The sequence below is a fragment of the Geobacter sp. AOG1 genome, from assembly GCF_019972315.1.
Taxonomy (GTDB): domain Bacteria; phylum Desulfobacterota; class Desulfuromonadia; order Geobacterales; family Geobacteraceae; genus Geomobilimonas.
Genome location: NZ_BLIZ01000001.1, coordinates 1,031,102 through 1,054,182, shown reverse-complemented (window position 1 = coordinate 1,054,182; position 23,081 = coordinate 1,031,102). Strand labels below are relative to the sequence as shown.

At 61.6% G+C, this 23,081-nt stretch carries 21 protein-coding genes; 6 read left to right on the top strand and 15 right to left on the bottom strand.

From position 1 onward, the window contains the following. Nucleotides 1-6: 6 nt before the first annotated feature. The 15 genes from alaS to hemW all read right to left on the bottom strand — a co-directional run bounded on the left by alaS (nt 7) and on the right by hemW (nt 18,161). The gene (gene alaS / locus LDN04_RS04725) at nt 7-2,649 is read right to left on the bottom strand and encodes an alanine--tRNA ligase (protein ID WP_223906972.1); all 2,643 of its coding nucleotides are present in this window, start codon (nt 2,647-2,649) and stop codon (nt 7-9) included. Nucleotides 2,650-2,702: 53 nt separating this feature from the next. Continuing rightward, on the bottom strand, nt 2,703-3,164 hold the full coding sequence (locus LDN04_RS04720; protein WP_223906969.1) for a regulatory protein RecX: 462 nt from the start codon (nt 3,162-3,164) through the stop codon (nt 2,703-2,705). A 1-nt stretch (nt 3,165) separates the two neighbouring features. After that, the gene (locus tag LDN04_RS04715) at nt 3,166-4,326 is read right to left on the bottom strand and encodes a type IV pilus twitching motility protein PilT (protein ID WP_223906965.1); all 1,161 of its coding nucleotides are present in this window, start codon (nt 4,324-4,326) and stop codon (nt 3,166-3,168) included. 3 nt (nt 4,327-4,329) lie between these two features. Beyond that, nucleotides 4,330-5,346 (bottom strand): recombinase RecA, encoded by a 1,017-nt coding sequence (recA, locus tag LDN04_RS04710; protein WP_223906962.1) that lies wholly within the window; start codon nt 5,344-5,346, stop codon nt 4,330-4,332. A gap of 126 nt (nt 5,347-5,472) precedes the next feature. Continuing rightward, nucleotides 5,473-7,647 carry an ATP-binding protein gene (locus LDN04_RS04705; protein WP_223906957.1) on the bottom strand — a complete coding sequence of 725 codons (2,175 nt, stop codon included), beginning with the start codon at nt 7,645-7,647 and terminating at the stop codon, nt 5,473-5,475. Between the two features lie 53 nt (nt 7,648-7,700). Next, nucleotides 7,701-8,939: a competence/damage-inducible protein A gene (locus tag LDN04_RS04700; protein ID WP_223906952.1), complete on the bottom strand. Its 1,239-nt coding sequence runs from the start codon at nt 8,937-8,939 to the stop codon at nt 7,701-7,703. Beyond that, the gene (locus LDN04_RS04695) at nt 8,936-9,385 is read right to left on the bottom strand and encodes a phosphatidylglycerophosphatase A (RefSeq protein ID WP_223906949.1); all 450 of its coding nucleotides are present in this window, start codon (nt 9,383-9,385) and stop codon (nt 8,936-8,938) included. The genes LDN04_RS04700 and LDN04_RS04695 overlap by 4 nt, the downstream gene beginning before the upstream one ends. Beyond that, nucleotides 9,382-10,554 (bottom strand): nickel pincer cofactor biosynthesis protein LarC, encoded by a 1,173-nt coding sequence (gene larC / locus LDN04_RS04690; protein ID WP_223906946.1) that lies wholly within the window; start codon nt 10,552-10,554, stop codon nt 9,382-9,384. The genes LDN04_RS04695 and larC overlap by 4 nt, the downstream gene beginning before the upstream one ends. Further along, nucleotides 10,551-11,306 (bottom strand): nickel pincer cofactor biosynthesis protein LarB, encoded by a 756-nt coding sequence (gene larB / locus LDN04_RS04685; RefSeq protein ID WP_223906943.1) that lies wholly within the window; start codon nt 11,304-11,306, stop codon nt 10,551-10,553. The genes larC and larB overlap by 4 nt, the downstream gene beginning before the upstream one ends. A 93-nt stretch (nt 11,307-11,399) precedes the next feature. After that, nucleotides 11,400-11,975 carry a phospholipase D-like domain-containing protein gene (locus LDN04_RS04680; protein WP_223906940.1) on the bottom strand — a complete coding sequence of 192 codons (576 nt, stop codon included), beginning with the start codon at nt 11,973-11,975 and terminating at the stop codon, nt 11,400-11,402. Further along, complete coding sequence (gene dnaJ / locus LDN04_RS04675) at nt 11,972-13,132, bottom strand: molecular chaperone DnaJ (protein WP_223906937.1); 1,161 nt, start codon at nt 13,130-13,132, stop codon at nt 11,972-11,974. Before dnaJ ends, LDN04_RS04680 begins: the two co-directional genes overlap by 4 nt. Nucleotides 13,133-13,172: 40 nt before the next feature. Beyond that, nucleotides 13,173-15,083 carry a molecular chaperone DnaK gene (gene dnaK / locus LDN04_RS04670; protein WP_223906934.1) on the bottom strand — a complete coding sequence of 637 codons (1,911 nt, stop codon included), beginning with the start codon at nt 15,081-15,083 and terminating at the stop codon, nt 13,173-13,175. Between the two features lie 164 nt (nt 15,084-15,247). Beyond that, nucleotides 15,248-15,832 (bottom strand): nucleotide exchange factor GrpE, encoded by a 585-nt coding sequence (gene grpE / locus LDN04_RS04665; RefSeq protein WP_223906931.1) that lies wholly within the window; start codon nt 15,830-15,832, stop codon nt 15,248-15,250. A 52-nt stretch (nt 15,833-15,884) separates the two neighbouring features. Beyond that, on the bottom strand, nt 15,885-16,916 hold the full coding sequence (hrcA, locus tag LDN04_RS04660) for a heat-inducible transcriptional repressor HrcA (protein ID WP_223906927.1): 1,032 nt from the start codon (nt 16,914-16,916) through the stop codon (nt 15,885-15,887). A 99-nt stretch (nt 16,917-17,015) separates the two neighbouring features. Further along, nucleotides 17,016-18,161 (bottom strand): radical SAM family heme chaperone HemW, encoded by a 1,146-nt coding sequence (hemW, locus tag LDN04_RS04655; RefSeq protein ID WP_223906924.1) that lies wholly within the window; start codon nt 18,159-18,161, stop codon nt 17,016-17,018. A gap of 119 nt (nt 18,162-18,280) precedes the next feature. Here hemW and LDN04_RS04650 point away from each other — a divergent pair, with 119 nt between their 5' ends. The 6 genes from LDN04_RS04650 to pal all read left to right on the top strand — a co-directional run bounded on the left by LDN04_RS04650 (nt 18,281) and on the right by pal (nt 23,070). Continuing rightward, entirely contained in the window at nt 18,281-19,060 is a 780-nt protein-coding gene (locus LDN04_RS04650; protein WP_223906922.1) for a carbon-nitrogen family hydrolase, read from the top strand. Nucleotides 19,061-19,210: 150 nt separating this feature from the next. Continuing rightward, on the top strand, nt 19,211-19,885 hold the full coding sequence (tolQ, locus tag LDN04_RS04645) for a protein TolQ (protein ID WP_223906920.1): 675 nt from the start codon (nt 19,211-19,213) through the stop codon (nt 19,883-19,885). A gap of 9 nt (nt 19,886-19,894) precedes the next feature. After that, a complete protein-coding gene (tolR, locus tag LDN04_RS04640; protein WP_223906918.1) occupies nt 19,895-20,314 on the top strand; it encodes a protein TolR in 420 nt (139 codons plus the stop codon). A 41-nt stretch (nt 20,315-20,355) separates the two neighbouring features. Continuing rightward, on the top strand, nt 20,356-21,075 hold the full coding sequence (locus tag LDN04_RS04635; RefSeq protein WP_223906916.1) for an energy transducer TonB: 720 nt from the start codon (nt 20,356-20,358) through the stop codon (nt 21,073-21,075). Beyond that, nucleotides 21,072-22,355, top strand: a complete 1,284-nt coding sequence (gene tolB / locus LDN04_RS04630) for a Tol-Pal system beta propeller repeat protein TolB (protein ID WP_374045135.1) — start codon at nt 21,072-21,074, stop codon at nt 22,353-22,355. Before LDN04_RS04635 ends, tolB begins: the two co-directional genes overlap by 4 nt. Nucleotides 22,356-22,500: 145 nt before the next feature. After that, nucleotides 22,501-23,070 (top strand): peptidoglycan-associated lipoprotein Pal, encoded by a 570-nt coding sequence (gene pal, locus LDN04_RS04625; RefSeq protein WP_223906914.1) that lies wholly within the window; start codon nt 22,501-22,503, stop codon nt 23,068-23,070. Nucleotides 23,071-23,081 lie beyond the last annotated feature (11 nt).

The following is a 23,081-nucleotide window of genomic DNA, read 5'->3' as shown; positions in this document are numbered from 1 at the left end:
CCGCCGTCAGGTGGCGGAGAGACTGATGAGATTATACACCTCTTGCAGGGCATCGGCCAGCTGCTCCGGGCGGCTGCCGCCAGCCTGCGCCAGCTCCGGTTTGCCGCCGCCGCTGCCGCCGATGATGGGGGCAAGGGCCTTGATCAGATCCCCCGCCTTGTACCGGGCAGTCAGATCCCGGGATACGGCAACCAGCAAGTTGGCCTTGCCGTCACCGGCACAGCCGAGCACGACGATACCCGTGCCGAGCCGCTCCTTCAGGTTGTCGGACAGCTCCCGCAGCCCCTTCGGATCCCCCCCCTTGATGTCGGCGACAAGGACTTTCACCCCGGCTATCTCCCGGACACCTGCCAGGAGGTCGGCCGCCGCACCGGCGTTCAACCGGGCCTGGAGGGTCTCGATCTCCCGCTGCAGTTCCTTCTGTCGGGCGAGGAGACGCTCTACCTTCTCGATGGGGTTCCCCCCCTCGGCCTTGACCATGACCGCCACTCTCTGCAGGTCATCCTCTAACTGCTGGACATGGGAAAGTGCGCCCGTGCCGGTGAGGGCCTCGATCCGCCGGACCCCGGCGGCAATCCCGCTCTCGGAGAGGATCTTGAACAGGCCGATGTCGCCTGCCGCGCTGACATGTGTGCCGCCGCAGAGTTCGGTGCTCACATCCCCCACCGCCACCACCCGGACCCGCTCCCCGTATTTCTCGCCGAAGAGGGCCGTGGCGCCGCTTGCCATCGCCTCGGCAGTGGTCATCTCCTGGGAGTCCACCAGCGCATTGGCCATGATGTACCCGTTCACCAGTTCCTCCACCCGCCGCAACTCGTCGGGGGTAACGGCGGAGAAGTGGGTAAAGTCGAAACGGAGACGGTCGGGCTCCACCAGGGAGCCGGCCTGTTTCACGTGGTCTCCCAGAACCTGGCGCAGGGCCGATTGGAGGAGATGGGTCGCCGTGTGGTTACGGGCCGTCGCCAGCCGCTCGGGAACCGTCACCCGCAGGTCCACCGCATCGCCAACCCGTATGATACCGTCCTTCACCACGGTGCGGTGGACGATGAGGTCGGGGTAGGGACGCAGGGCCGTCGTCACCTCCAGATGGGCGCTGCCGGTGGAGATGGTCCCCGTATCGCCCCCCTGCCCCCCCGAGGCACCGTAGAAGGGGGTCTTGTCAGTAACCACATCCACCACGTCCCCGCTGCCCGCCTCGCCGACCACCTCACCTCCCCGGATGAGGGTGGAGACCACACCGTAGGTGGTCTGTTCGTCGTAGCCGGTGAAGATGGAGCGGAGCCCCTGGCCGTGGAGGGTCTTGAATACCTCGGCGATCCCCTCTTCTCCCGATCCCTTCCAGTTTTCCCGGGCCTGGTTCCGCTGGCGCTCCATGGCGAGGGCAAATCCGTCCTCGTCCACGGTCATCCCCTCGGCGGCGATGATATCGGCGGTCAGGTCGACGGGGAACCCGAAGGTATCGTAGAGACGGAACACCGCCTCGCCGGGGAGGACGGTGCGGCCGGCCTTCTTCAGGCCTGTCACCTCCTCGTTGAGGATGGCGAGCCCCCGGTCGAGGGTCTCGGCAAAGCGCTCCTCCTCCGCCAGGATCACTTTCTTGATATACCCCTCCCGCTCCAGCAGTTCGGGGAAAGCCTCGCCCAGCAGGGAATTGACCGCATCAACCGTACGGTAGAGGACCGGTTCGGCGAAACCGAGCATCTTGGCATGACGGGCGGCGCGGCGCATGATGCGGCGCAGCACGTAACCCCGCCCCTCGTTGCTCGGCAGCGCCCCGTCACAGATCAGGAAGGTGACGGCCCGGGCATGGTCGGCAATGACCCGCATGGAGACGGAATCCCGCTCGTCCGCCCCGTACTGCTTGCCGGAAAGCCTTGCTACGAACTGGATGATCCCCTGGAGGAGGTCGGTATCGTAGTTGGAGGTCACCCCCTGCATGACGGTACAGATCCGCTCCAGCCCCATGCCCGTATCTACGGAGGGCTTGGGGAGGGGGGTCAGGGTCCCGTCGGCGGAGCGGTTGAACTGCATGAAGACGTTGTTCCATATCTCCATGTACCGGTCGCAGTCGCATCCCACCGCACAGGTCGGGCTGCCGCAGCCGGTACCGGGGCCATTGTCCCAGAATATCTCGGAGCAGGGGCCGCAGGGGCCCGTATCCCCCATTGACCAGAAGTTGTCCTTCTCGCCGAAGCGGTAGATCCGCTCCCGCGGCACCCCTTCCTGCAGGTGCCAGATGTCGGCCGCTTCGTCGTCGTCCTGGTAGACGGTCACGTAGAGGCGGTCCTTGTCCAGCCCGAGCTCCTTGGTAAGGAACTCCCAGGCAAAGGCGATGGCCTCTTTCTTGAAATAGTCGCCGAAGGAGAAGTTGCCGAGCATCTCGAAAAAAGTATGGTGACGCGCCGTCCGCCCCACGTTTTCCAGGTCGTTGTGCTTGCCGCCGGCCCGGACGCATTTCTGGGAGCTGCATGCCCTGACGTAACCACGTTTTTCGAGCCCGAGGAAACAGTCCTTGAACTGGTTCATCCCCGCATTGGTAAAGAGGAGGGTCGGGTCGTTGTGGGGGATCAGGCTGGAACTTGCCACCACCGCATGCCCGCGCTCCTGGAAGTAACGGAGAAAACGCGCTCTGATTTCTTTTCCTGTCATGTACACCCCTGCCCATCGATAAAGTTAAAAAAAGGGCGCCGACCCAGCAACCCTCATTCGTCATCCCGCAGTATTCTGAACAGCAGTCCGGCGGAAAATCCGCGCCGCTGCAGGTACCCCAAGACCCGATGCCGGTCACGGTCCGACGCCGTCACCGGATCGAAGGCGGGAAACTTCCTGGCCAGGATATCCCTGACCAGTTCCCGTTCGTCGTTGCTTGCCACTATCTCGGCCAGGACTTCCGCCACGACCTCGGGAGAAAAGCCACGCCGCGTCAGCTCCATTCGGAGTTTCGGCCCGAACCCCCTGCCGTTGCGCACCGCCGATTCTGCCCACAGCCGGGCGGACCGCCTGTCGTCCAGATACCCCAATCCCTTGAGCCGGGCAACGACCCCGTCCTGGACCACGCCATCGAATTCCCGGTCCCCCAGCTTGCGGCGCAATTCGGCTTCGCTGTGGTCGCGGCGGGAAAGTATCCGCAGCGCGGCGGCAAAGGCCTGCTGCGCCCGATCCATGTCAGTACTTGTCTACCTTGATGCCGCCCCCGTCATCTTCTCCCCCCTCTCCCCCTTCGCCGCCAAATTGGTCCCACGTGGAGTTGGAGGTTGACGAAATGCCGGATACCTTGAGGGCGAAGTCGTCCGGGTTGCTCGACTGGCGCAGCGCCTCTTCGTAGGTAATCAGCTTGTTCGAGTAGAGTTGCATGAGGGACTGGTCGAAAGACTGCATCCCATAGGAGACGAACCCCTGGGCGATCGCCTCCGGGATCTGCTTGGTCTTTTCCTTGTCATCGATGCATTCGCGGATCCGGGCGGTGCCGATCATCACCTCGACAGCCGGCACCCTCCCCTTGCCGTCGGCCCGGGGGACGAGGCGCTGGGAAACGACCCCTTTGATGACACCGGAAAGCTGCATCCGGACCTGTCGCTGTTGAAAGGGGGGGAAGACGGAAATGATCCGGTTGACGGTCTCGGCGGCATCCAGGGTGTGGAGGGTGGACATGACGAGGTGCCCTGTTTCGGAAGCGGTCAATGCGGTCTCGATAGTCTCCAGGTCGCGCATCTCTCCCACCAGAATGACATCCGGATCCTGGCGCAGGGCGCTCCGGAGGGCATTGCCGAACGATGCGGTGTCGAATCCGACTTCCCGCTGGCTGACGATGCTCTTCTTGTCCTTGTGAAGGTACTCTACCGGGTCCTCGACGGTTATGACGTTGCAGGTCCGGTTGTCGTTGATGTAATCGACCATGGACGCCAGGGTGGTCGACTTGCCGCTCCCCGTGGTGCCGGTGACCAGGATCAGGCCGCGTTCCTCCATGGCAAGTTTCTTGAGGGCAGGCGGCAGGTTGAGGGAGTCGATGGAGGGAATACCGAAGGGGATGGAACGGAACACCATGGCAACGCTGCCGCGCTGGGAATAGACGCTGACCCGGAACCGCCCCAGCCCCGGCACGCCGTACGCCAGGTCGGTCTCGTAATTATCCTCGAACTGCTTCCGCTGTTTCTCGTTCATGATGCCATGGGCCATGTCGGCAACCATATCGGGGGAAAGCCGGGGGGCGTTGGGAATAGGGCGCAGCTTGCCGTCGATCCTGACGATCGGTGGGAGACCGGACTTGATGTGTACATCGGAGCCGCGCGCCTTGACAGCAATGGTCAATATCTCGTTCAGTTCCATGGCTTACACCTTCGCTTCGGCGGCCACGGGACGGGTGAGCCCCAGGTCGCTGAGCAGTCTAGTTTCGATCTCCGTGACCAGTTCCGGGTGCTCCTTGAGGAACAGACGGGAGTTCTCGCGACCTTGGCCGATCCGCTCCTTGCCGTAGGAGAACCAGGCGCCGCTCTTCTCGATGATATTCTTCTCCACCGCCATGTCGAGAATATCCCCCTCGCGGGAGATCCCCTCGCCGTAAAGGATGTCGAACTCCACCTCCCGGAAGGGGGGAGCCACCTTGTTTTTCACCACCTTGACCCGGGTCCTCGACCCGATCACGTCATTCCCCTGCTTGAGACTGGCGATCTTCCGGATGTCCATCCGTACCGATGCGTAGAACTTGAGGGCGTTGCCACCGGTTGTCGTTTCCGGGTTGCCGAACATCACGCCGATTTTCATCCGGATCTGGTTGATGAATATCACGCAGCAATTGGACTTGGATATGATGCCGGTGAGCTTGCGCAGCGCCTGGGACATGAGGCGGGCCTGGAGTCCCATGTGGGAATCCCCCATATCCCCTTCGATCTCAGCCTTGGGGACCAGGGCCGCCACCGAATCTATCACCAGGATATCGATGGCGCCGCTTCTCACCAGTGTCTCCGTAATTTCGAGGGCCTGTTCCCCCGTATCGGGCTGGGAAACGAGCAGGTCGTCCGTCCGGACCCCCAGCTTGCGGGCGTAGCCGATATCCAGGGCATGCTCGGCATCCACGAATGCAGCTATTCCTCCCTGCTTCTGGGCCTCCGCCACGATGTGGAGGGCCAATGTCGTCTTCCCCGACGATTCGGGGCCGAATATTTCGACGATCCTCCCCCGGGGAACCCCGCCTACTCCGAGGGCCATGTCGAGGGAGATGGCGCCGGTGGATATGGCGGCAATGTCCGGTAACGGCTCTTCCTTCCCGAGCCGCATGATTGCGCCTTTGCCAAACTGTTTCTCTATCTGGCTCAACGCCAGGTCGATCGCCTTCTCTCTATCCTGCATATAATATTGCCTCCCCGGTTTGAATAGATGTCCGCCCGACCATCCTGACTGGCAAAAACGTACCCACAGATAGCATAGTTAGCACGCTATTTTCAACATTATCTTTACTGGCACGGGGAGAACGGGTTAGCCGGTGGGCGAATCTCCCGGCAGGTGTGGGCCACGACCCCGTGTGGAATGAAAGTCCGTGGCGGATTCGGCGCGCATGAACGGCAGCGTCGGCTGGCTGATCCCCTCTTCCATGGGGAGAAGAAAAATGAAGGCGCTCCCCGCTTCCCCACCGGCATCCATGAAGGGGCTTTCCACCCAGACCATCCCCCCCTGTGCCTCCACCATCCCCTTGACGATGGCCAAGCCGAGACCCGGCCCCTTCCCCTGGAATTTGTGACGGCCGCTCGAATGGTGACGTATGTCGCCGATCCCGTAAAACTTCTCGAATATTTGCAGCTGTTCGTCGTCGTCGATGCCGATGCCGCTGTCCTGCACCACCACCTGCAGGTAACAGGTGGTTCCCATCTGCTCAAAGAACAAGGGATTGAAGCGAGAGAGGGTATCCACCTTGCCTGCCAGCCCGGCCCGGTCGACCACCTGGCCCGCGACGACGATCTCTCCTCCGTCGGGGGTGAATTTAATGGCATTTTCAAGCAGTTCCATGAAAATGTCGATCAGGAATTCCCGATCACCGGAAAAATGGGGAAGGGACTCCACACCGCGGGTCACGATGATCTGCCCCCGTTCATCCAGAAGCGGCTGAAACTGGGAGAGCACCAGATCGAGGATCTCCGTCAGATGGAGGGTCGTCCCGATAACGGTGGCGGCGTTGGATTCCAGTCGGGCAACCTTGAGAAGGTCGGTGACGATCTCGTTGAGGCGCGTCCCCCCCTGGTGGATCATCTCAAGCAGCTGCCGTTCCTCGTCGCGCAGGGTGTCGCCACGGCTCTCCATGAGATACTCGGCACTGCCGAGTATCCCGGTCAGGGGGGTCCGGAACTCGTGGGAGATCAATCCGAGGAAATGGGTCTTCATCCGGTTCAAGCGTTCCAGTTCAAGGTTCGCCTGCTCTATGAGGGAAAGGTTCTTCTTGAGACGATGCTGGGAGAGGGTGAGCTGTCTGCTGTTTTTCTCCAGCAGCCGGTGGGAGCGGAGCAGTTCGCCGGTCTTCTGGTTCAGTTCGGCGAACAGCATGGCATGTTCGATGACGATACCGATCTGATTGCCGATAGTGGTACCGAAGGTGAGTTCTTCCGGTGAATAGGTCCGCCGGGTGTGGGACATGACGTGCATGATGCCGATGAGGCGGCTCTTGGCAAACAGGGGAAGCCCGACCATGGCGCGCCAGCCGTCGGCAACGGCCAGCTGCCCCATGCGGCAGGGGATCTCGTGCAGGTCGGAGAGTGCGTGGCAATGCTGGGTCGCCATGACCCGGCAGGGGCCGCCGCAGTGCAGATCGTCCCTGCCGGCCTGAACAGCAAATTCACCCGACAGGTTATGCTGGACACCCAGCCGCAGGGATGCACCATCCTCCCCCAGGAGGTGGATCACTCCCGCCTCGGCACCGAACACCTCCAGGTTTTCTTTGAGGGTCACCGTCAGCACCTTGGGAAGATCGAGGCTCTGGTTGGCCCGTGCCACGATGCTGTTGAGGTGGGAAAGCTCCCGGTTGCGCTGCCGGATCTCCCGCTCGGAACGGTATTTCTGGGTGACGTCCCGGACGATGGCATGGACCACTTTCTCGTCGCCGAGGTCTATGAGACGGGCCTCGATCTCCCCGAGAAACTGTTCGCCGTTTCTCCGCCGGAAGGTTATGCCGCCGACCCGGACCCGCCCCCGCCGTCTGACCCGCAGAACCAGCGAGGTAAACTTGTCCTGCATGTCTTCCGCCACCAGGTCCTTGCCGTGCAGGGACGCCAGTTCTTCCTGGCCATAGCCGAACATCTCGGTTCCCCGCCGGTTGACCTCCTCCAGGATGCCACTGTCGACGTTAAAGACGAAGATGGCGTTGCCGGCCCCTTCCAGCAGGCTCTTGTACCGGAGGGCGGTCTTGTCCACTTCCCGCTGCATCTCCAGGAGTTCCCGGGAGTGGGAGGCCGCTGCACGGTCGGCCTTTTTCCGGTTAGCCAGGTGCAACAGCACCAGCGCCATCACCAGGCCGAGGAACGCGATCAGATCGAGCAGACGGGATATGACAGGCAGGGAGAAGTGGGCAAAAGAGAGAAATGCCTCCAGGAGGAGGCTGATCAGGACCAGTCCGAGAACCCACGTGAGGGGCTTCAGGGTTGTTTCGCTGCTGGCAGGCGTCATGGCACCGCTCTCCGCCGGACAACCGGCGGGTTGAATAAACTGACGTTGGTGTACTACGGGGACAACTGGCGCCGCAGCCAATCCATGGCCGTCAACGCAGTAATCGTCCTGATTTCCTCACGGTCACCGTAAAAAGCGTAGCGCTTGGTATGGCAACCGGCCCGGGTCGCCAGGGCGATGAAGACCGTGCCGACCGGTTTTTCCGGGGTCCCGCCGTCCGGACCAGCAATCCCCGTTACGGCGAGGGCGATGTCGCTGCCGCTCACCCGTCGTATCCCCTTCGCCATGGCCATGGCCACCTCGCCACTGACCGCACCTTTCTCCGCCAGGAGCTGGGGGGGGACTTCCAGGTACCTGGTCTTGGCGGCATCGGCATAGGTGACTACCCCTTCCCGGAAATAGGCCGAACTCCCCGGCTGATCGGTGATCCGTTTGGCCACCAGTCCGCCTGTACAGGATTCGGCAAGGGCCAGGGTAAGCCCTTTCTCCCGGAACAGCCCGGCCACTACGCTGTCCATAGTGGCGGTATCCTCCGCAAAGACCATATCCTTGAGCTTTTCCCGGGCCGCAGCCATAGCCCGCTCCAGAAGATCGGCAACGGCTTCCTCCCCATCTCCCTCGGCCCGCAGCTTGACGTGGATCTCGGGAAAGATGACGTTGAAGGCCACCGTTAGCCCCACATGGACCGCTGCCAGTTCCTTCAGGAGAAAATCGACCTCCGCCTCGGAGGGGCCGAATACCTTGAGGACCCGGGTCCGGATCACCTTCCGGTGCCTGCATCGCTCCAACAGGAAGGGGAGGACTGTCTCTTCCAGCATCCGTACCATCTCTCCCGGCACCCCCGGCAGGAAGAACAGGTACCGCCCCTGATGGGTCAGGTGGAAGCCGCAGGCAGTACCGACCGGATTGGGGATCAGGGTCGACTTGGTCGGCATGAGGGCCTGCTTTTCGTTCAAAGGGTGGAGATTTCCCCCCAGTTTTTCGCATATCCCCCTGACATGGGCAAGCGCCTCGTCGTTGAGCACCAGCCGCCGTCCGGTGGCCTTGGCGGCAGCACGGGCGGTGATGTCGTCGATGGTGGGACCGAGCCCACCGGTGACGATCACTGTCTCGCTCTTCTCGACCAGGAGTTCGAGTGCCTCCACGATGTCCGACTCCTCGTCGCCGACTGTCAGGTGCCGCCGCACCGTCAGCCCTGCCCCGTAGAGCCGCTCGGCGATCCGGGCAGCGTTGGTATCCACTACCTCGCCATAGATCAGTTCGTCGCCGATGGAAAGGGTGGCAATCTTCACAGGAACCTCAGCAGCAGATGGAGCGCCAGGCAGGCATACACCCCCGCCACCAGATCGTCCAGCACCACGCCGCAGCCGTTTTTGAGGTTGCGGTCAATGTACCGGGCAGGGAACGGCTTGGTTATGTCGAACAGGCGGAACAGGAAAAATCCGGCCACCACTCCCTGCCAGCTGAACGGAACGGCAATCATGGTAACAAGGTAACCGGCCACCTCGTCGATGACGATCTTCCCCGAATCCTTTTCGGCGAAGATCCGTTCCGCCTCTCCCGAAACCCAGCACGCGAAGGAGCTGAAAAGTAGCGTAACCAGAAGGTAGAGCGGCAGTTGCAGCCGGGCCAGCAGGAGATAGAACGGAATCGCCGCCACGGTGCCGACCGTCCCCGACGCCACCGGACTGTAGCCGGTCCCCCCCCAGGTGGCGAGCATGATGACGAAACGCCTCATGACGCGGCGGTCTCCCGTTCGACGATGCGGTAGACCTCCAGGAGGGGAAGCCCCTTCTCCAGAGCAAGCCGTCGGCACTCTTCGTATTCGGGAGCCACCCGGAGCAGACCGGCGCCATCCCGAAACACCTTCACCCTGACCTGCCCGAGGGAGGTCTCCCGCTCCTCCATGACCCGCTCCAGCTTGAGACGGCGGGCAGGATAATAGCGGATTCCGGCAGCGGTCGTTTCCGTCAGGACCATGTGGGCAAGTTCATCCAGGTGAGCAGGGGAAGAGATGATGGTCAACCTGATGCCGGGGCGGTTTTTCTTCATCTGCAGGGGGGCAAAGGCGACATCGAGCGCCCCCTGTTCCAGGAGCCGCTCCATGAGGAACCCGAGGATTTCCGGGTTCATGTCGTCGATGTGGGTCTCCGCTACGATTACGTCGTCATGGTGAAGCGTACCATCTTTTTCTCCCAGCACAAGGCGAAGAATGTTCGGCACATCGGCGAACTCCCGGCTTCCGGCACCGCAACCGACACCGAGCACCCGCATGGCCGGCGGCGCTCCAAAACCCGTGGCAAGGGCAGCCAGGATAGCCGCACCGGTCGGAGTGACTCGCTCTCCCGGGCCGGTATCCCCGTGGACCGGCATTCCCCTGAGAAGTTCGGCGGTTGCCGGTGCCGGTACCGGCAGCCGGCCGTGGGCGGTTTCCACCCAGCCGCTCCCCAGGGGGAGGGGCGCGACATGGAGCTCCGTCACGCCCAGGTAGTCGAGGCCGATGGCCGCGCCGACGATGTCCACGATGGAGTCCACCCCTCCCACCTCGTGGAAATGGACGTGGCCGATTTCCACGCAGTGGACCTTGGCCTCCGCCTCCGCCAGCCGGTAAAAAATCCGCTGGGCCCGTTCCTTGACCCCGGCCGGCAGGGAACTCGCCTCGATCATCCCGGAAATGTCCGTGTAGTGCCGGTGGGGCTGGTGCTCCTCCACCCGGACCTGAAAATGGGTCGCCACCATACCCTGGCGCGTGACCCGCTCCGCGTCGATGCTGTAGCTGGAAAGGGGAAGTGGGAGGTTCGCCAGCTCTCTGCGGAGATGCTCCAGCGGCACCCCCAGCTCCAGGAGCGCGGCGACCGTCATGTCACCGGCAATCCCCGCACCACAGTCACAGTAGAGAACCTTCATCCCACGTCCCGGTTCATGAGGCTGGCGGCGCAGGCCGCCCCGAAGCCGTTGTCAATATTCACCACCGTCACCCCGGCGGCACAGGAATTGAGCATTCCCAGCAGTGCGGCGATCCCCCCGAAGGAGGCACCGTAACCGATGGAGGTAGGAACGCCGATGACCGGCCGCCCTGCCATGCCGGCCACCACCGAGGGGAGCGCCCCCTCCATACCGGCCACGACGATGATCACCGCCGCGGTGAAGAGGAGTTCCTTCCGTGCCAGCAGGCGATGGATCCCGGCCACTCCCACGTCATAGAGCTGCTCCACCTCGTTTCCCAGCAGGCGGGCAGTCACCACCGCCTCGGCGGCCACCGGGATGTCGGACGTTCCCGCCGACACCACGAGAATCTTTCCCCGGCCGGTTATCTCCACCGGCTTCTGCTCCAGAGTCAGACAGCGGGCATCCTCATGGTACACGAGGCGGGGGAAATGCTCTTTGAGCTGCAGGGCACGAGGTTCGTCGACCCGCGTCACCAGCACGTTGCTTCCCTTGTCCAGTAGCGCCGTGACGATCTGGGTCATCTGACCGACGCTCTTCCCCTCGCCGAATATCACCTCGGGGAAGCCGAGCCGGAGTTGCCGGTGATGGTCCACGTTGGCGTGGCCGAGATCTTCGAACGGCAGGTGTTTGAGCCGCTGGATCGCGTCATCCACGTTGATGTCGCCGTTTTTCAGGTTCTGCAGCAGTACCTGCAGTTCTTTGCCGTCCATTGCCACTCCTCATATTCCATATCTCTACAAGAGTGAGAGTATACCACGGAGTCAGGAATCAATCCATGGGAAGTATGTCGCGGGGGAAAAACGTCAGAGCCGGTCAAGGTAGCCGGTGACCTCGGCGGCCAGAGCGGGAGAATCGATGAGGAGGGAGAGTTCGTTGTTGCGGGTAAGTGCGCTCTGGGTGAGGTTGTGACTGCCGAGGTAGACATAGCGGCTGTCGATCACCACCACCTTGGCATGGGTGGTTACCCAGGGGGAGTCGAACCGGACCGTTACCCCGCCGCTCCTCAACAGGGCAGCCGTCACATGGTTGGCCGCATTGAGCGGATCCCGGCGGCGCCCCTCGTCTTCCATGATCACCGTGACCGCGAGTCCCCGTTGCCGGGCGCGGATCAGTTCGTCGGCTATCCGGCGCGGCTGGTTCCCGCGGCCGGTACCGGTCTTGAACAGGTAACAGGAACAGAGGACGCTCCGTCGGGCTTTTCTGATCCCCTGGACAAGTGCATCAAGGTAGTCGCCATTCTTGAGCAGGGTAACGGTAGGGGATGAAGATGAAGCAGCAACAGGAACGGTAAAAGAAAGTACGAGGGTTGCAAGCAGGAGAGTCGCCACAAGCCGGGCGAAGTGCCCGGCCCGGCGCCAGTGAAGGGGAAGTGGGTTCAACTGATGATGTCCATGACCTTGTCGAAGAAGCCTTTCCGCAGAGGATGGACCTCTTCGCCGCTGATTCTGGCGAACTCCTCGATAATTTCCCGTTGCCGCTTGTTCAGGTTGACGGGGGTTTCCACCCGGATGATGGCCAGCTGGTCTCCCCGGCCGTACCCCTGCAGCACCGGAATCCCCTTTGCCCGCAGGCGAAAAATCCGCCCCGACTGGGTCCCTTCGGGAATCTTCATCTTGACCGGCCCTTCCAGGGTCGGGATCTCGATGTCGCACCCGAGGGCCGCCTGGGCAAAACTGATGGGAACCTCGCACACGACGTCGTTCCCTTCCCGGGTGAAAAGGGAATGTTCGCGCACCGAAAGCAGCACGTAGAGGTCGCCGTTCCCCCCCCCCTTGGTCCCCTGCCCTCCCTCGCCGGTGAGTTTCAGGCGGTTGCCGGTCTCGACCCCCGGAGGAACCTTGACGGAGAGGGTCTTAGTGTCCCTGATGCTCCCCGTCCCCCGGCAGGTAGTACAGGGGCTTTCCACGATGCGCCCCTCACCCTGGCACTGACTGCAGGTCTTGCTGACGCTGAAAAAGCCCTGCTGAAAACGGACCTGGCCGGCCCCCCGGCAGGTGGGGCAGGTTTTCGGCTCGGTGCCCGGCTTGGCGCCATTTCCGCCGCAGGTCTCACACCGCTTGGCATAGGGGACGTCGATGGTGGTCTCCATTCCGAACGCCGCTTCTTCGAAGTTGATCTCAAGGTTGTACTGGAGATCGTCGCCACGCTTCCCCCGCCCGCGCTGCCGGGTCCCGCCGAAGATGTCGCCGAAGATGTCGCCAAAAATATCACCGAACGGCGAACCGCCAAAACCTCCGCTGGAGAAGCCGCCGGCACCCAGACCGGCATGGCCGAACTGGTCGTACTGGGCGCGCTTCTGGGGATCGGAAAGGACCTCGTAGGCCTCGGAGAGCTCCTTGAACTTATCCTCGGCAGCCTTGTCGCCGGGGTTCTTGTCAGGGTGGTGCTGGACGGCCAGCTTGCGGTAGGCCTTCTTGATTTCCGTATCAGAGGCGTTGCGGTTGACGCTGAGCACCTCGTAATAATCGCGTTTGTCGCCGTTTGCCAAGATGTCGTTCCTTTTGTCCTTGTCTAAATACGTGTAGGGGCGCAGCATGCTGCGCCCCTACGATGTGCACCGGCGGATCGTCGCCAGCTTATTTTTTCTCGTCCTTCACTTCTTCGAAGTCGGCATCCACGACCTTCTCTCCTTTGGCACTCCCCTCGCCGGCAGGCTCTCCCGCTGCCTCGCCGGCACCGGGCTGGGCCTTGGCGTAGACCGCCTCGGCAAGCTTGTGGGAGGCCTGCATCAGGTCGTCGCTCGCTTTCTTGATGGCATCCGCATCGTTGCCATCCAGGGCCTTCTTCAGTGTAGCCAGCCCCTCTTCGATCTTCTGCTTCTCAGCGGCATCAATCTTGTCGCCGAATTCCTTGAGGGACTTCTCGGTCTGGTAGGCGAGGGAGTCTGCCTGGTTGCGGGCCTCGATCAACTCCCGCTTCTTCTTGTCCTCGGAGGCATGGGCCTCGGCATCCTGCACCATCTTGTCGATCTCCTCCTTGGAGAGGCCGGAGGAGGCAGTGATCCGGATTGACTGCTCCTTGCCGGTCCCCAGGTCCTTGGCGGAGACGTGGACGATGCCGTTGGCGTCGATGTCGAAGGTCACCTCAATCTGGGGAACGCCGCGGGGTGCTGAGGGAATGCCGGTCAGCTCAAAGTTGCCGAGGGTCTTGTTGTCACCCGCCATCTCCCTCTCACCCTGGAGGACATGGATGGTCACGGCCGGCTGATTGTCGGCGGCGGTGGAAAAGGTTTGGGACTTCCGGCAGGGGATGGTGGTGTTCTTTTCGATCAGCTTGGTCATGACGCTTCCCAGGGTCTCGATACCCAGGGAGAGCGGGGTGACGTCGAGGAGCAGCACGTCCTTCACATCACCCCGGAGGACACCACCCTGAATGGCGGCGCCGATGGCCACCACTTCGTCCGGGTTAACCCCCCGGTTGGGGACCTTGCCGAAGATATCCTGCACCTTTTTCTGCACGATCGGCATGCGGGTCATGCCCCCCACCAGGATCACCTCGTCCACCTCGCTGGCCGAAAGACCGGCATCCTTGAGGGCGGTCCGGCACGGCCCTTCAAGTTTGGCGATGAGATCGGCGCAGAGCGCCTCAAGCTTGGCCCGGGTGAGTTTCAGGGTCAGGTGCTTGGGACCGGTGGCGTCGGCGGTGATGAAGGGGAGGTTGATGTCGGTCTCCATGGAGGTGGAGAGTTCGCACTTGGCCTTTTCCGCTGCCTCCTTGAGACGCTGCAGGGCCATCTTGTCGCTTCGCAGGTCGATTCCCTGATCCTTCTTGAACTCGTCGGCGATCCAGTCGATCACCTTCTGGTCGAAGTCCTCACCACCGAGGAAGGTATCGCCGTTGGTGGACTTCACCTCGAAGACCCCTTCCCCCAGCTCCAGGATGGAGATATCGAAGGTCCCCCCTCCCAGGTCGAAGACCGCGATTTTTTCGTCCTTCTTCTTGTCCAGGCCATAGGCAAGCGCCGCGGCGGTCGGCTCGTTGATGATCCGCAGGACGTTCAGACCGGCGATCTTGCCGGCATCCTTGGTCGCCTGGCGCTGGGAGTCGTCGAAGTAGGCCGGCACGGTGATGACCGCATCGGTCACCGTTTCCCCCAGGTAGTCTTCGGCGGTCTTCTTCATCTTCTGCAGGACCATGGCCGAAATCTCCGGTGGGGAATATTTCTGCCCCCGGACTTCAACCCAGGCGTCGTCGTTATCCGCCTTCACGATCTTGAAGGGGGAGATGGCGATGTCCTTCTTCACCTGCTCCGTGTTGAACTTGCGGCCGATAAGCCGCTTGATGGCGAAAAGAGTGTTCTCCGGGTTGGTGACCGCCTGGCGCTTGGCCTGCTGCCCAACCGGCCGCTCGCCACTGTCGGTGAAGGCGACCATGGACGGAGTGGTGCGGCTCCCCTCCGCGTTTGCTATGACAACCGGTTCCCCCCCCTCCATGACAGCTACGCAGGAGTTGGTGGTTCCCAGGTCGATTCCGATGACTTTGCTCATACAGGTGCTCCTCCTTGTGAAATATCTATGATCAAGCTAGGCATCCCCCCGTGGAAAAACAAGGGGGAACGCGAAAAATATATGCGGTAAATTCCGGGTCCGGGAACCGGGGTCCGGAAAAGGCCTCTATTCCATGGCTCGGTTCACCGGGCACCGGTCCCGGGTCACTGATTTTTTGTTACCGATACCATGGCCGGCCTGAGAAGCCGTTCGTTGAGCAGATACCCTTTCTGTAACTCCTCCACCACCATGTTGGCAGGGAGATCGTCTGACTCCACCTGGCACATGGCCTGGTGGAAGGCCGGGTCGAAGACGGTCCCCCGGCCGGTCTCGATGGGGGAAACGCCGAACTTTTTCAGTGCCCCAAGGAGCATGGCGTGGGTCATCCGCACCCCTTCGATCACCGCGTTCTGGCTCTCCTCACCCGAGTGGGCCAGCGCCCGCTCCATGTTGTCGAGGACCGGCAGGATTTCGAGAAGGAGCGCCTCGTTCCCGTACTTGAGAAGCTCTTCCTTCTCCTTCTGGACCCGCCGCCGATAATTTTCCAGATCGGCCCGCTCCCGGACGAACTTGTCCCAGTTTGCCGCCGCCTCCGCTTCCTTTGTCGCCAGGGCCTCTTCCAGTTGCTTCAGGCGCTCGTCAACGGAAGCCGTTGCTTCGGGCGGAACGGCGGCCGGTTCCGGTGACGGCTGGGGCGCGTCGCCGGCTGGCGTAGTATGGTGTTGTTCCGTATGTTTTTTCTTGTCCATCGTCCTATCTCCCTTGGATTACATCAATGCCCGACGGCAGCGGTCGGGGCGGCTACTCCATCTCCAGGAGCCGGCTGACCATCTTCGCCGTATAGTCGACAATGGGAATCACCTTGGCGTACCCCATGCGTGTCGGACCGATAACGCCGAGCACCCCGAGGGTGTTGCGGCCGGTCATGTAGGTCGAAGTAATGACGCTCAGCCCCGCCATCTGGCTCAGTCGGGACTCGGCGCCGATGAAAATATTGATCCCCTGTGCACCGAGGCACTGATCGAGGAGGCCGACAAGTTGCCCCTTCTCCTCGAACGCCCGGAATATCTCTTTCATCCTGCCGACGTCGGCGAATTCCGGAAGTTCCAGGATGTTGGACTGCCCCTCGATGAACACCTCCGAATCCTTGTCCGGCAGGCTCTGCTGGGAAAGCTGGAGGGCCTTGGACAGGAGGGCATCGTACCTTGTCTTGGCGTTCTCCATCTCCTCCAGGAGGCGGTTGCGCACCTGGGCAATGGTCAGGCCGGCAAGAAGCTCGTTGAGGTAGTTGGACATCCGGACCAGGTCGTTACTGGAGAAATCGTCCGCCGTTTCGACGATCTTGTTCTGCACGGAGCCGCTCTGGGAGACCAGGATGACCAGTATCCGCCGCCCCCCCAGCTTGACGAACTCCAGATGCCGGAGCACGTTGGCGGCAAAGTGGGGTGCCACCACGATTCCCATGTAGTGGGAAACGGAGGAGAGCATCCGGCTCGTCTCGTGGAGGACCTCGCCGATGTCCTTCCCTGTGAGACTGCAGTGCTTGCGGATCTCCTCCCGCTCCTCCCGCGCCACCTTCCGGACACCGAGAAGGGAGTCGACATAGAGGCGGTAGGCCTTGTCGGTCGGCACCCTTCCCGCCGACGTATGGGGAGAGGCGAGAAACCCCATCTCCTCCAAATCGGCCATGACATTGCGCACCGTAGCCGGCGACAGGCTGAGGCCGTGCCGGCGGGTGACGGTTCGGCTCCCCACCGGTTCGGCCGTCACAATGTAATCCTCGATGATCGCCTCGAGGATCTGCTTGCTCCGCTCTGTCAGGTTGTCGCGCATAAAATCGCCCTCAAAAAAATATTAGCACTCATCATTTCCGAGTGCTAATACCGTCCCAATCTAATAACAAACGCCCGGTTTGTCAAGGGGATTTACCCGTTAGAGGAAGCGCTGAAAAACCTGATTTGCCAGGGGAAGCCCGGCCCGGGTGAGCCTCAGCCTGTCATCGACCAGCTCCAGCAGGCCGGACGTCGTCAGGTAGTCCACTTCCGCCCCATAGGCCTCGTTCACCGCCACCCCAAATTCCTCCCGGAAACGGGACAGCTCGATTCCCTCCAGGAGCCGCAAGCCGAGAAACATGAACTCCGCCATGGCATCGTGGCGGTCGAGGGTGAACGGTTCCTCCGCCGGTGGCAGCCCGTCGGCCATGGCCTGCATATAGACTGCGGGCTGGCGCGGATTGTGCCACCGCCGTCCCCACCCACCCATCCTCAGGAAGGAATGGGCCCCCGCCCCGAACCCGAGATACTCGCCACGGTGCCAGTAGACCTGGTTGTGACGGGAGCGGCACCCCGGCCGGGCGAAGTTGGATATCTCGTACTGTTCGTAGCCGGTCTCACGGAGAAGGTCGGATGTCATCTCCAGCATCTCCAACGCCGTGTCCTCGTCAGGCAGGTCGAGTTGCCCATTACGGGCCAGATCGTGAAACGGGGTTCCCTCCTCCACCGTAAGGCCATAGGCGGAAATATGCTCGGGGGCGAGATCGACGGCCCGTGCCAGGTCATCCCGCCACATGGCGACCGACTGGCCGGGAAGCCCATGGATCAGGTCGATGCCGAGATTGGCAAATCCCGCCTGTCGGGCCAGGGTTACCGCATCAGCTGCCTGCCGCGCCGTATGGAGTCGGCCGAGCCGGCCCAAGATGGCATCGTCGAAGGACTGTACTCCCAGCGACAGACGATTTACCCCTGCCGCCCGGTAACCGGCAAGCTTTTCCCGGTCGATGGTGCCGGGATTTGCCTCCAGGGTCACTTCCGCGCCCGGCAAAAGCCCGTACCACCGCCGCGCCCAGTCGATCACCAACTTCACAGACTCCGAAGCCATGAGCGAAGGGGTGCCTCCCCCGAAGTAAAGGGTAGAAGCCGTTACCGTCCCATCAAGGGTTGCCGCACGCAGTTCCAGCTCCCGCATCAGTACAGCGACATACTCTTCGGGGGAGATGGATGAACCAGCCAGGGAGCCGAAGTCGCAGTAGAGGCATTTCCGGACACAGAAGGGGAAATGGATGTAGAGGGCACAGTCCATGGTCAACGATAGTAGTACATCCCCCTTCCCATGTCCAAATTTAATATCTTGTTGAAATACAGGTCACTTGCCGGTAAACTTGCGGCACTCGTGCGATTGACCCGGAAGGAGGTTCCCCCATGTCCCGTGTGATCAAGGCCGCCGCCGTGCAGTTCACCATACAGCTGGGAGATATCGATGCCAACGTGGAGCATGTGCGGAGTGCGCTCGCCCGCCTGGCCGGGGAGGGATGCCAGCTGGCGGTGCTGCCGGAGATGTGGAGCTGCGGCTTTGCCTACCGGGAACTGAACGCCCTTGCCGCACGCACGCCGGAACTGGTGGAGGAGATGGGACGGCTTTCGGCAGAATACGGCATGGTACTGGTGGGTAGTCTGCCCGAGCCGGACGGCGACAAGGTCTGCAATACCGCCTACCTGTTTGACCGGGGGCGGCTGGCGGGAACGTATCGCAAAATCCATCTCTTCTCGCTGATGAACGAGGACCGCTCCTTCACCGGCGGTGACTCCTGGCTGGTAACGGATACCAGCATTGGCAGGATCGGTGTGTTCATCTGTTACGATCTGCGCTTCCCCGAACTGGCCCGTCGCCTTGCGCTGGAGGGGGCGGAAATCATCGTCGTTCCCGGCGAATGGCCGAAGCCGCGGGAAGAGCACTGGCGAACCCTGCTCCGTGCCCGGGCCATCGAAAACCAGCTGTTCGTCATTGCCGCCAACTGCTGCGGCATAGTCGGCAAGCTGGACTTCTTCGGCATGAGCCTGATAATCGACCCGAAGGGAGAAGTCCTGGCTGAGGGGGGGTACGAAAGCTGCGAACTGACCGCCACCCTCGACTTCAGCGTCATGGAGAACTGGCGCCAGCAGATACCCTGCTTCCGGGACCGGAAGCAGGAATACTACTGACGGGCATCCCACAGGGGCATTACCTGTGGGACCCCATCATCAGGGCAGGCACGAAGCCTGTCCCTGTAAAGGCAAAAATCGTATTGACTTCCCCCGGGGTACGTAATATTTTCGGGGAGTTTACTCCTACCAACAGCGGAGGTACCTACCGTGACATTCTTTGCCGGGACCGGCCTGGTCGTAAAACTGGTGCTACTGATTCTCCTCTACTTTTCCGTCGTCTCCTGGGCCATCATCTTCTACAAACTGCTCCAGGTCCACCGCGCCAACAGCGAGTCGGAGCGGTTCCTGGAGTTTTTCTGGAAAACCAAGCGTTTTGACGCCATCAACGCCCAGGTCGACCGGTTCGCCAACTCTCCCCTCACCGTCCTCTTCAGCGAAGGGTACGGAGAGTTGAAGAAGCTCATGGACCGGGGGGAACAGAAGGAAGAGCCGGACGTGATCAGCACCGACCTGGGAGGGATCGACAATATATCCCGCTCCCTGCGCCGCGCCACCACCTCGGAAATCACCCGCCTCGAGAAGTACACGACGTTCCTCGCCACCACCGGCGCCACTGCCCCCTTCATCGGTCTGTTCGGAACGGTCTGGGGGATCATGACCGCCTTCAAGGGGATCGGCGAGACCGGTTCCGCTTCCCTGGCAGTCGTCGCCCCCGGCATCGCCGAGGCCCTCATCGCCACGGCCATCGGCCTGGTGGCCGCCATCCCGGCAGTCATGGGATACAATCACTTCCAGCACAAGATCAGGGTGCTCATCGGAGAGATGGACAGCTTCTCCACCGAGTTCCTCAACATCGTGCAGCGCAGCTTCGCCAAGAAATAGGGGGGAAGCATGGGAATGGGAAGTCATAACAACAGCGACCGGGGGACCATGTCGCAGATCAACGTCACCCCCCTGGTGGACGTCATGCTCGTCCTCCTCGTCATCTTCATGGTTACCGCCCCCATGATGCAGCAAGGGGTTCAGGTCAACCTGCCGAAAGCCGACACCAAGGCTCTGCCCGCCCAGGAGGAGACCGTCATCGTCTCCATCGACAAGGGGAACCGGCTGTTCATCAACAAGGAACCGGTCGCCGGAACCGAACTGCGCAGCCGTCTGACTGCCATCTTTGCCAACCGGACGAAGAAGGAGGTCTTTCTCAAGGCTGACCAGGATGTCCCCTACGGGGAAGTAGTCAAGACCATGGCGGAGATCAAGGGAGCCGGCATCGAGCGGCTCGGGATGGTTACGGAGCCCGCCGGGAGGAGATGAACCGCCGTCCGCAGATAAAAACCGGAGGGTTCGGTGCATCCATGACGTTCTCGTTCGTGATGCATCTGGCCCTCTTTTTCGTCATCACCTATTCGGGGCTCATCCTGGCGCCACACCTGCAGGAAGCACCGGTCTACTACGTGGACATGGTGAATTTGCCGGTGGCCCACCCCCAGGCGGGGAGCCCGACCGTCGCCGGTAGCCAGACGGGAGCGGTGCCCCAGCCTCCGGCCCCACCGCAAACCATGCACCTGCCTGCGAAGACGACCCCCAAAACCGTCGCAGGAGCCCCTGCTACCAAGCCATCCGTCAAGGGGACACCGGAAGAGACGGGCCGGGAATTCGAGGAGCGGCTCAAGCAACTGGAGAGAACTACCGAGGCACGGCACCAGGCGGCAGCCCTGGAAGCCTTGAAAAGCAAGGCAGCCGGCACCGGCAAGGGTCAAGCCGGCATGCCGACAGGAACGGGAAAGGAGGCGGGAAGCGATTACGCCAGTTACATCCACTCCCGGCTCCAGGACACGTTCCGCACCACCATCGCCTATCAGAGCAAAAACCCGGTGGTCGTCGTACGGTTAACCATTGGCCGTAACGGCCGGCTACTTCGTTACCGGATCGAACGGAGCTCCGGAGACAGGATTTTCGAGGCCTCCGTCATCGACACCATCACCAAGGCGGAGAAAAGCTTTCCTCCCCCTCCGGGCGGTACGGAATTCGAGCAGGGCTTTCTGTTCAAGCCCCAAGGGATCGGTAAACAGTGAAGAAGATCATTTGCATCGTCGCATTACTGGCAATTCTCCCCATCACGATCTCTGCGGGGCAGAGTTACCTCGAAGTCACCGCACCCGGCAACCGGCAGCTGCAGCTGGCCGTTGCCAACCCCGTCCCCCTGTCCGGCGGGGAGAACACCGGCATTGCCCGGGACATCGCAGAATTGTTCCGGTTCGACATGACCCTTGCCGGGCCGTTCTCCGTGATGGCAACCACCCCGACCGATTCGAAGAGCGGCATTCGGCCGGGCGATTTCAGTTTCGACTCCTGGAAGGGAGCCGGGGCCGACCTCCTCATAAAATCGGGATATACCGTTTCCGGGACCACCCTTACCCTTGAATGCAGGCTCTACGACGTTACCCGCGGGCAGGAACTGGCCGCCAAACGTTACAGCGGCAGCGTCACCGACCTGCGCCGCATAGCCCACACCTTTTCCGACGAGATCATGCAGGTGACGACCGGCGAGCGGGGACCCTTCACCGGCAAGATCGCCTTCGTTTCAAAACAGACCGGCAACAAGGAACTTTACCTGATGGATTACGACGGGTACAACGTTCAGCGCCTTTCCCGCAACGGCTCCATCAACCTTAACCCGGACTTTTCCCCCTCCGGCAAAGAAATCATCTACACCTCCTACAAAAAGGGGAATCCCGATCTCTACCGCCGTGACATCTTCAGCGGCAAAGAAGCCCGCATCTCGGCACACCGCGGGATCAACGTGACCGCCTCCTACAGTCCGGACGGCAACCGGATCGCCCTCGCCATGAGCAAAGACGGCAATTCCGAAATCTACATCATCGGCAAGGACGGGAAACAACTGGCCCGGCTCACCAATAACAGCGCCATCGACGTTTCCCCTGCCTGGTCCCCCGACGGCCGGCAGATCGCCTTTGTGTCCGACCGGCTCGGGAAGCCGCAGGTCTTTGTCATGAATGCGGACGGGAGCGGGGTGCGCCGTCTTACCACCAGCGGCGCGTATAACGTGAGCCCCCGCTGGTCCCCCAAGGGGGATCGGATTGTCTACTGCCGCCAGCAGGGAGGCTTCCAGATATTTGCCATCAACCCGGACGGCAGCGGCGACACCCAGTTGACCAGCCAAGGGAGCAATGAGCACCCGCGCTGGTCTCCCGACGGCCGCTACATCACCTTCAGCTCACAACGTGGCGGGAGAGAAGCCATTTACGTCATGCGTGCCGACGGCAGCGGACAGGTCATGGTTTCGCGGGGCAAAGGATCTGACACCCATCCCGCTTGGTCACCCCGCTGGTAATCGGAAATCGGAACTTTTTCGCGCCATCCCATCATACGCATTGAAAACAGTTTCCGGATATGTATAATTAGGAACGTTCAGACCTCGTGGCAGGCTGCGATACTTCCATGCCCCTGGCCTTATTTAACGGAAAAAGGAGAGGAAAATGCGCAAGGGTATGTTGAGATGTGTAATGGTATTGTGTTGTGGAGTAATCTTTGCCAGCGGTTGCGCCAAAGAAGAAATGGTGAAAAAGGAAGAACCGGTCGCTGCGCCGGCTGCGCCAGTGCAAGCCCCAAAACCGGCTCAACCGGCAGCTCCCCGTGAAGAAGCGGTGACCCCCCAGACGGTGAAGGAAGCACCGGCTTCCATCAAGGAAGAGACGGTCCAGGTAGCCCCGGTATCCGCCCTGGAGAAAATCTACTTCGACTTCGACTCCTTCACTCTCAGCCAGGTTTCACGTGACACCTTGGCGAAAAATGCCGAAATCCTGCTGAAGAAGCTGTCGGGCAAAATCCAGGTCGAGGGACACTGTGACGAGCGGGGCTCCGACGAGTACAACCTTGCCCTTGGCGAAAAGCGGGCTAAGGCCGCCGTAAACTACCTGGTCACCCTCGGCGTTCCTGCAGAACGGCTTTCCGTCATCAGCTACGGCAAAGAGAAGCCGGCCGATGAGGGACACGACGAGACAGCCTGGGCAAAAAACCGGCGTGACGAATTCGCCATCATCAAATAGATCCGTTTTCA

Excerpts from the sequence above, each read along its gene's own strand:
- alaS (WP_223906972.1), bottom strand. The coding sequence starts at position 2,649 with ATGACAGGAAAAGAAATCAGAGCGCGTTTTCTCCGTTACTTCCAGGAG.
- LDN04_RS04720 (WP_223906969.1), bottom strand. The coding sequence starts at position 3,164 with ATGGATCGGGCGCAGCAGGCCTTTGCCGCCGCGCTGCGGATACTTTCC.
- LDN04_RS04715 (WP_223906965.1), bottom strand. The coding sequence starts at position 4,326 with ATGGAACTGAACGAGATATTGACCATTGCTGTCAAGGCGCGCGGCTCC.
- recA (WP_223906962.1), bottom strand. The coding sequence starts at position 5,346 with ATGCAGGATAGAGAGAAGGCGATCGACCTGGCGTTGAGCCAGATAGAG.
- LDN04_RS04705 (WP_223906957.1), bottom strand. The coding sequence starts at position 7,647 with ATGACGCCTGCCAGCAGCGAAACAACCCTGAAGCCCCTCACGTGGGTT.
- LDN04_RS04695 (WP_223906949.1), bottom strand. The coding sequence starts at position 9,385 with ATGAGGCGTTTCGTCATCATGCTCGCCACCTGGGGGGGGACCGGCTAC.
- larC (WP_223906946.1), bottom strand. The coding sequence starts at position 10,554 with ATGAAGGTTCTCTACTGTGACTGTGGTGCGGGGATTGCCGGTGACATG.
- larB (WP_223906943.1), bottom strand. The coding sequence starts at position 11,306 with ATGGACGGCAAAGAACTGCAGGTACTGCTGCAGAACCTGAAAAACGGC.
- dnaJ (WP_223906937.1), bottom strand. The coding sequence starts at position 13,132 with ATGCTGCGCCCCTACACGTATTTAGACAAGGACAAAAGGAACGACATC.
- dnaK (WP_223906934.1), bottom strand. The coding sequence starts at position 15,083 with ATGAGCAAAGTCATCGGAATCGACCTGGGAACCACCAACTCCTGCGTA.
- grpE (WP_223906931.1), bottom strand. The coding sequence starts at position 15,832 with ATGGACAAGAAAAAACATACGGAACAACACCATACTACGCCAGCCGGC.
- hrcA (WP_223906927.1), bottom strand. The coding sequence starts at position 16,916 with ATGCGCGACAACCTGACAGAGCGGAGCAAGCAGATCCTCGAGGCGATC.
- hemW (WP_223906924.1), bottom strand. The coding sequence starts at position 18,161 with ATGGACTGTGCCCTCTACATCCATTTCCCCTTCTGTGTCCGGAAATGC.
- LDN04_RS04650 (WP_223906922.1), top strand. The coding sequence starts at position 18,281 with ATGTCCCGTGTGATCAAGGCCGCCGCCGTGCAGTTCACCATACAGCTG.
- tolR (WP_223906918.1), top strand. The coding sequence starts at position 19,895 with ATGGGAATGGGAAGTCATAACAACAGCGACCGGGGGACCATGTCGCAG.
- LDN04_RS04635 (WP_223906916.1), top strand. The coding sequence starts at position 20,356 with ATGACGTTCTCGTTCGTGATGCATCTGGCCCTCTTTTTCGTCATCACC.
- pal (WP_223906914.1), top strand. The coding sequence starts at position 22,501 with ATGCGCAAGGGTATGTTGAGATGTGTAATGGTATTGTGTTGTGGAGTA.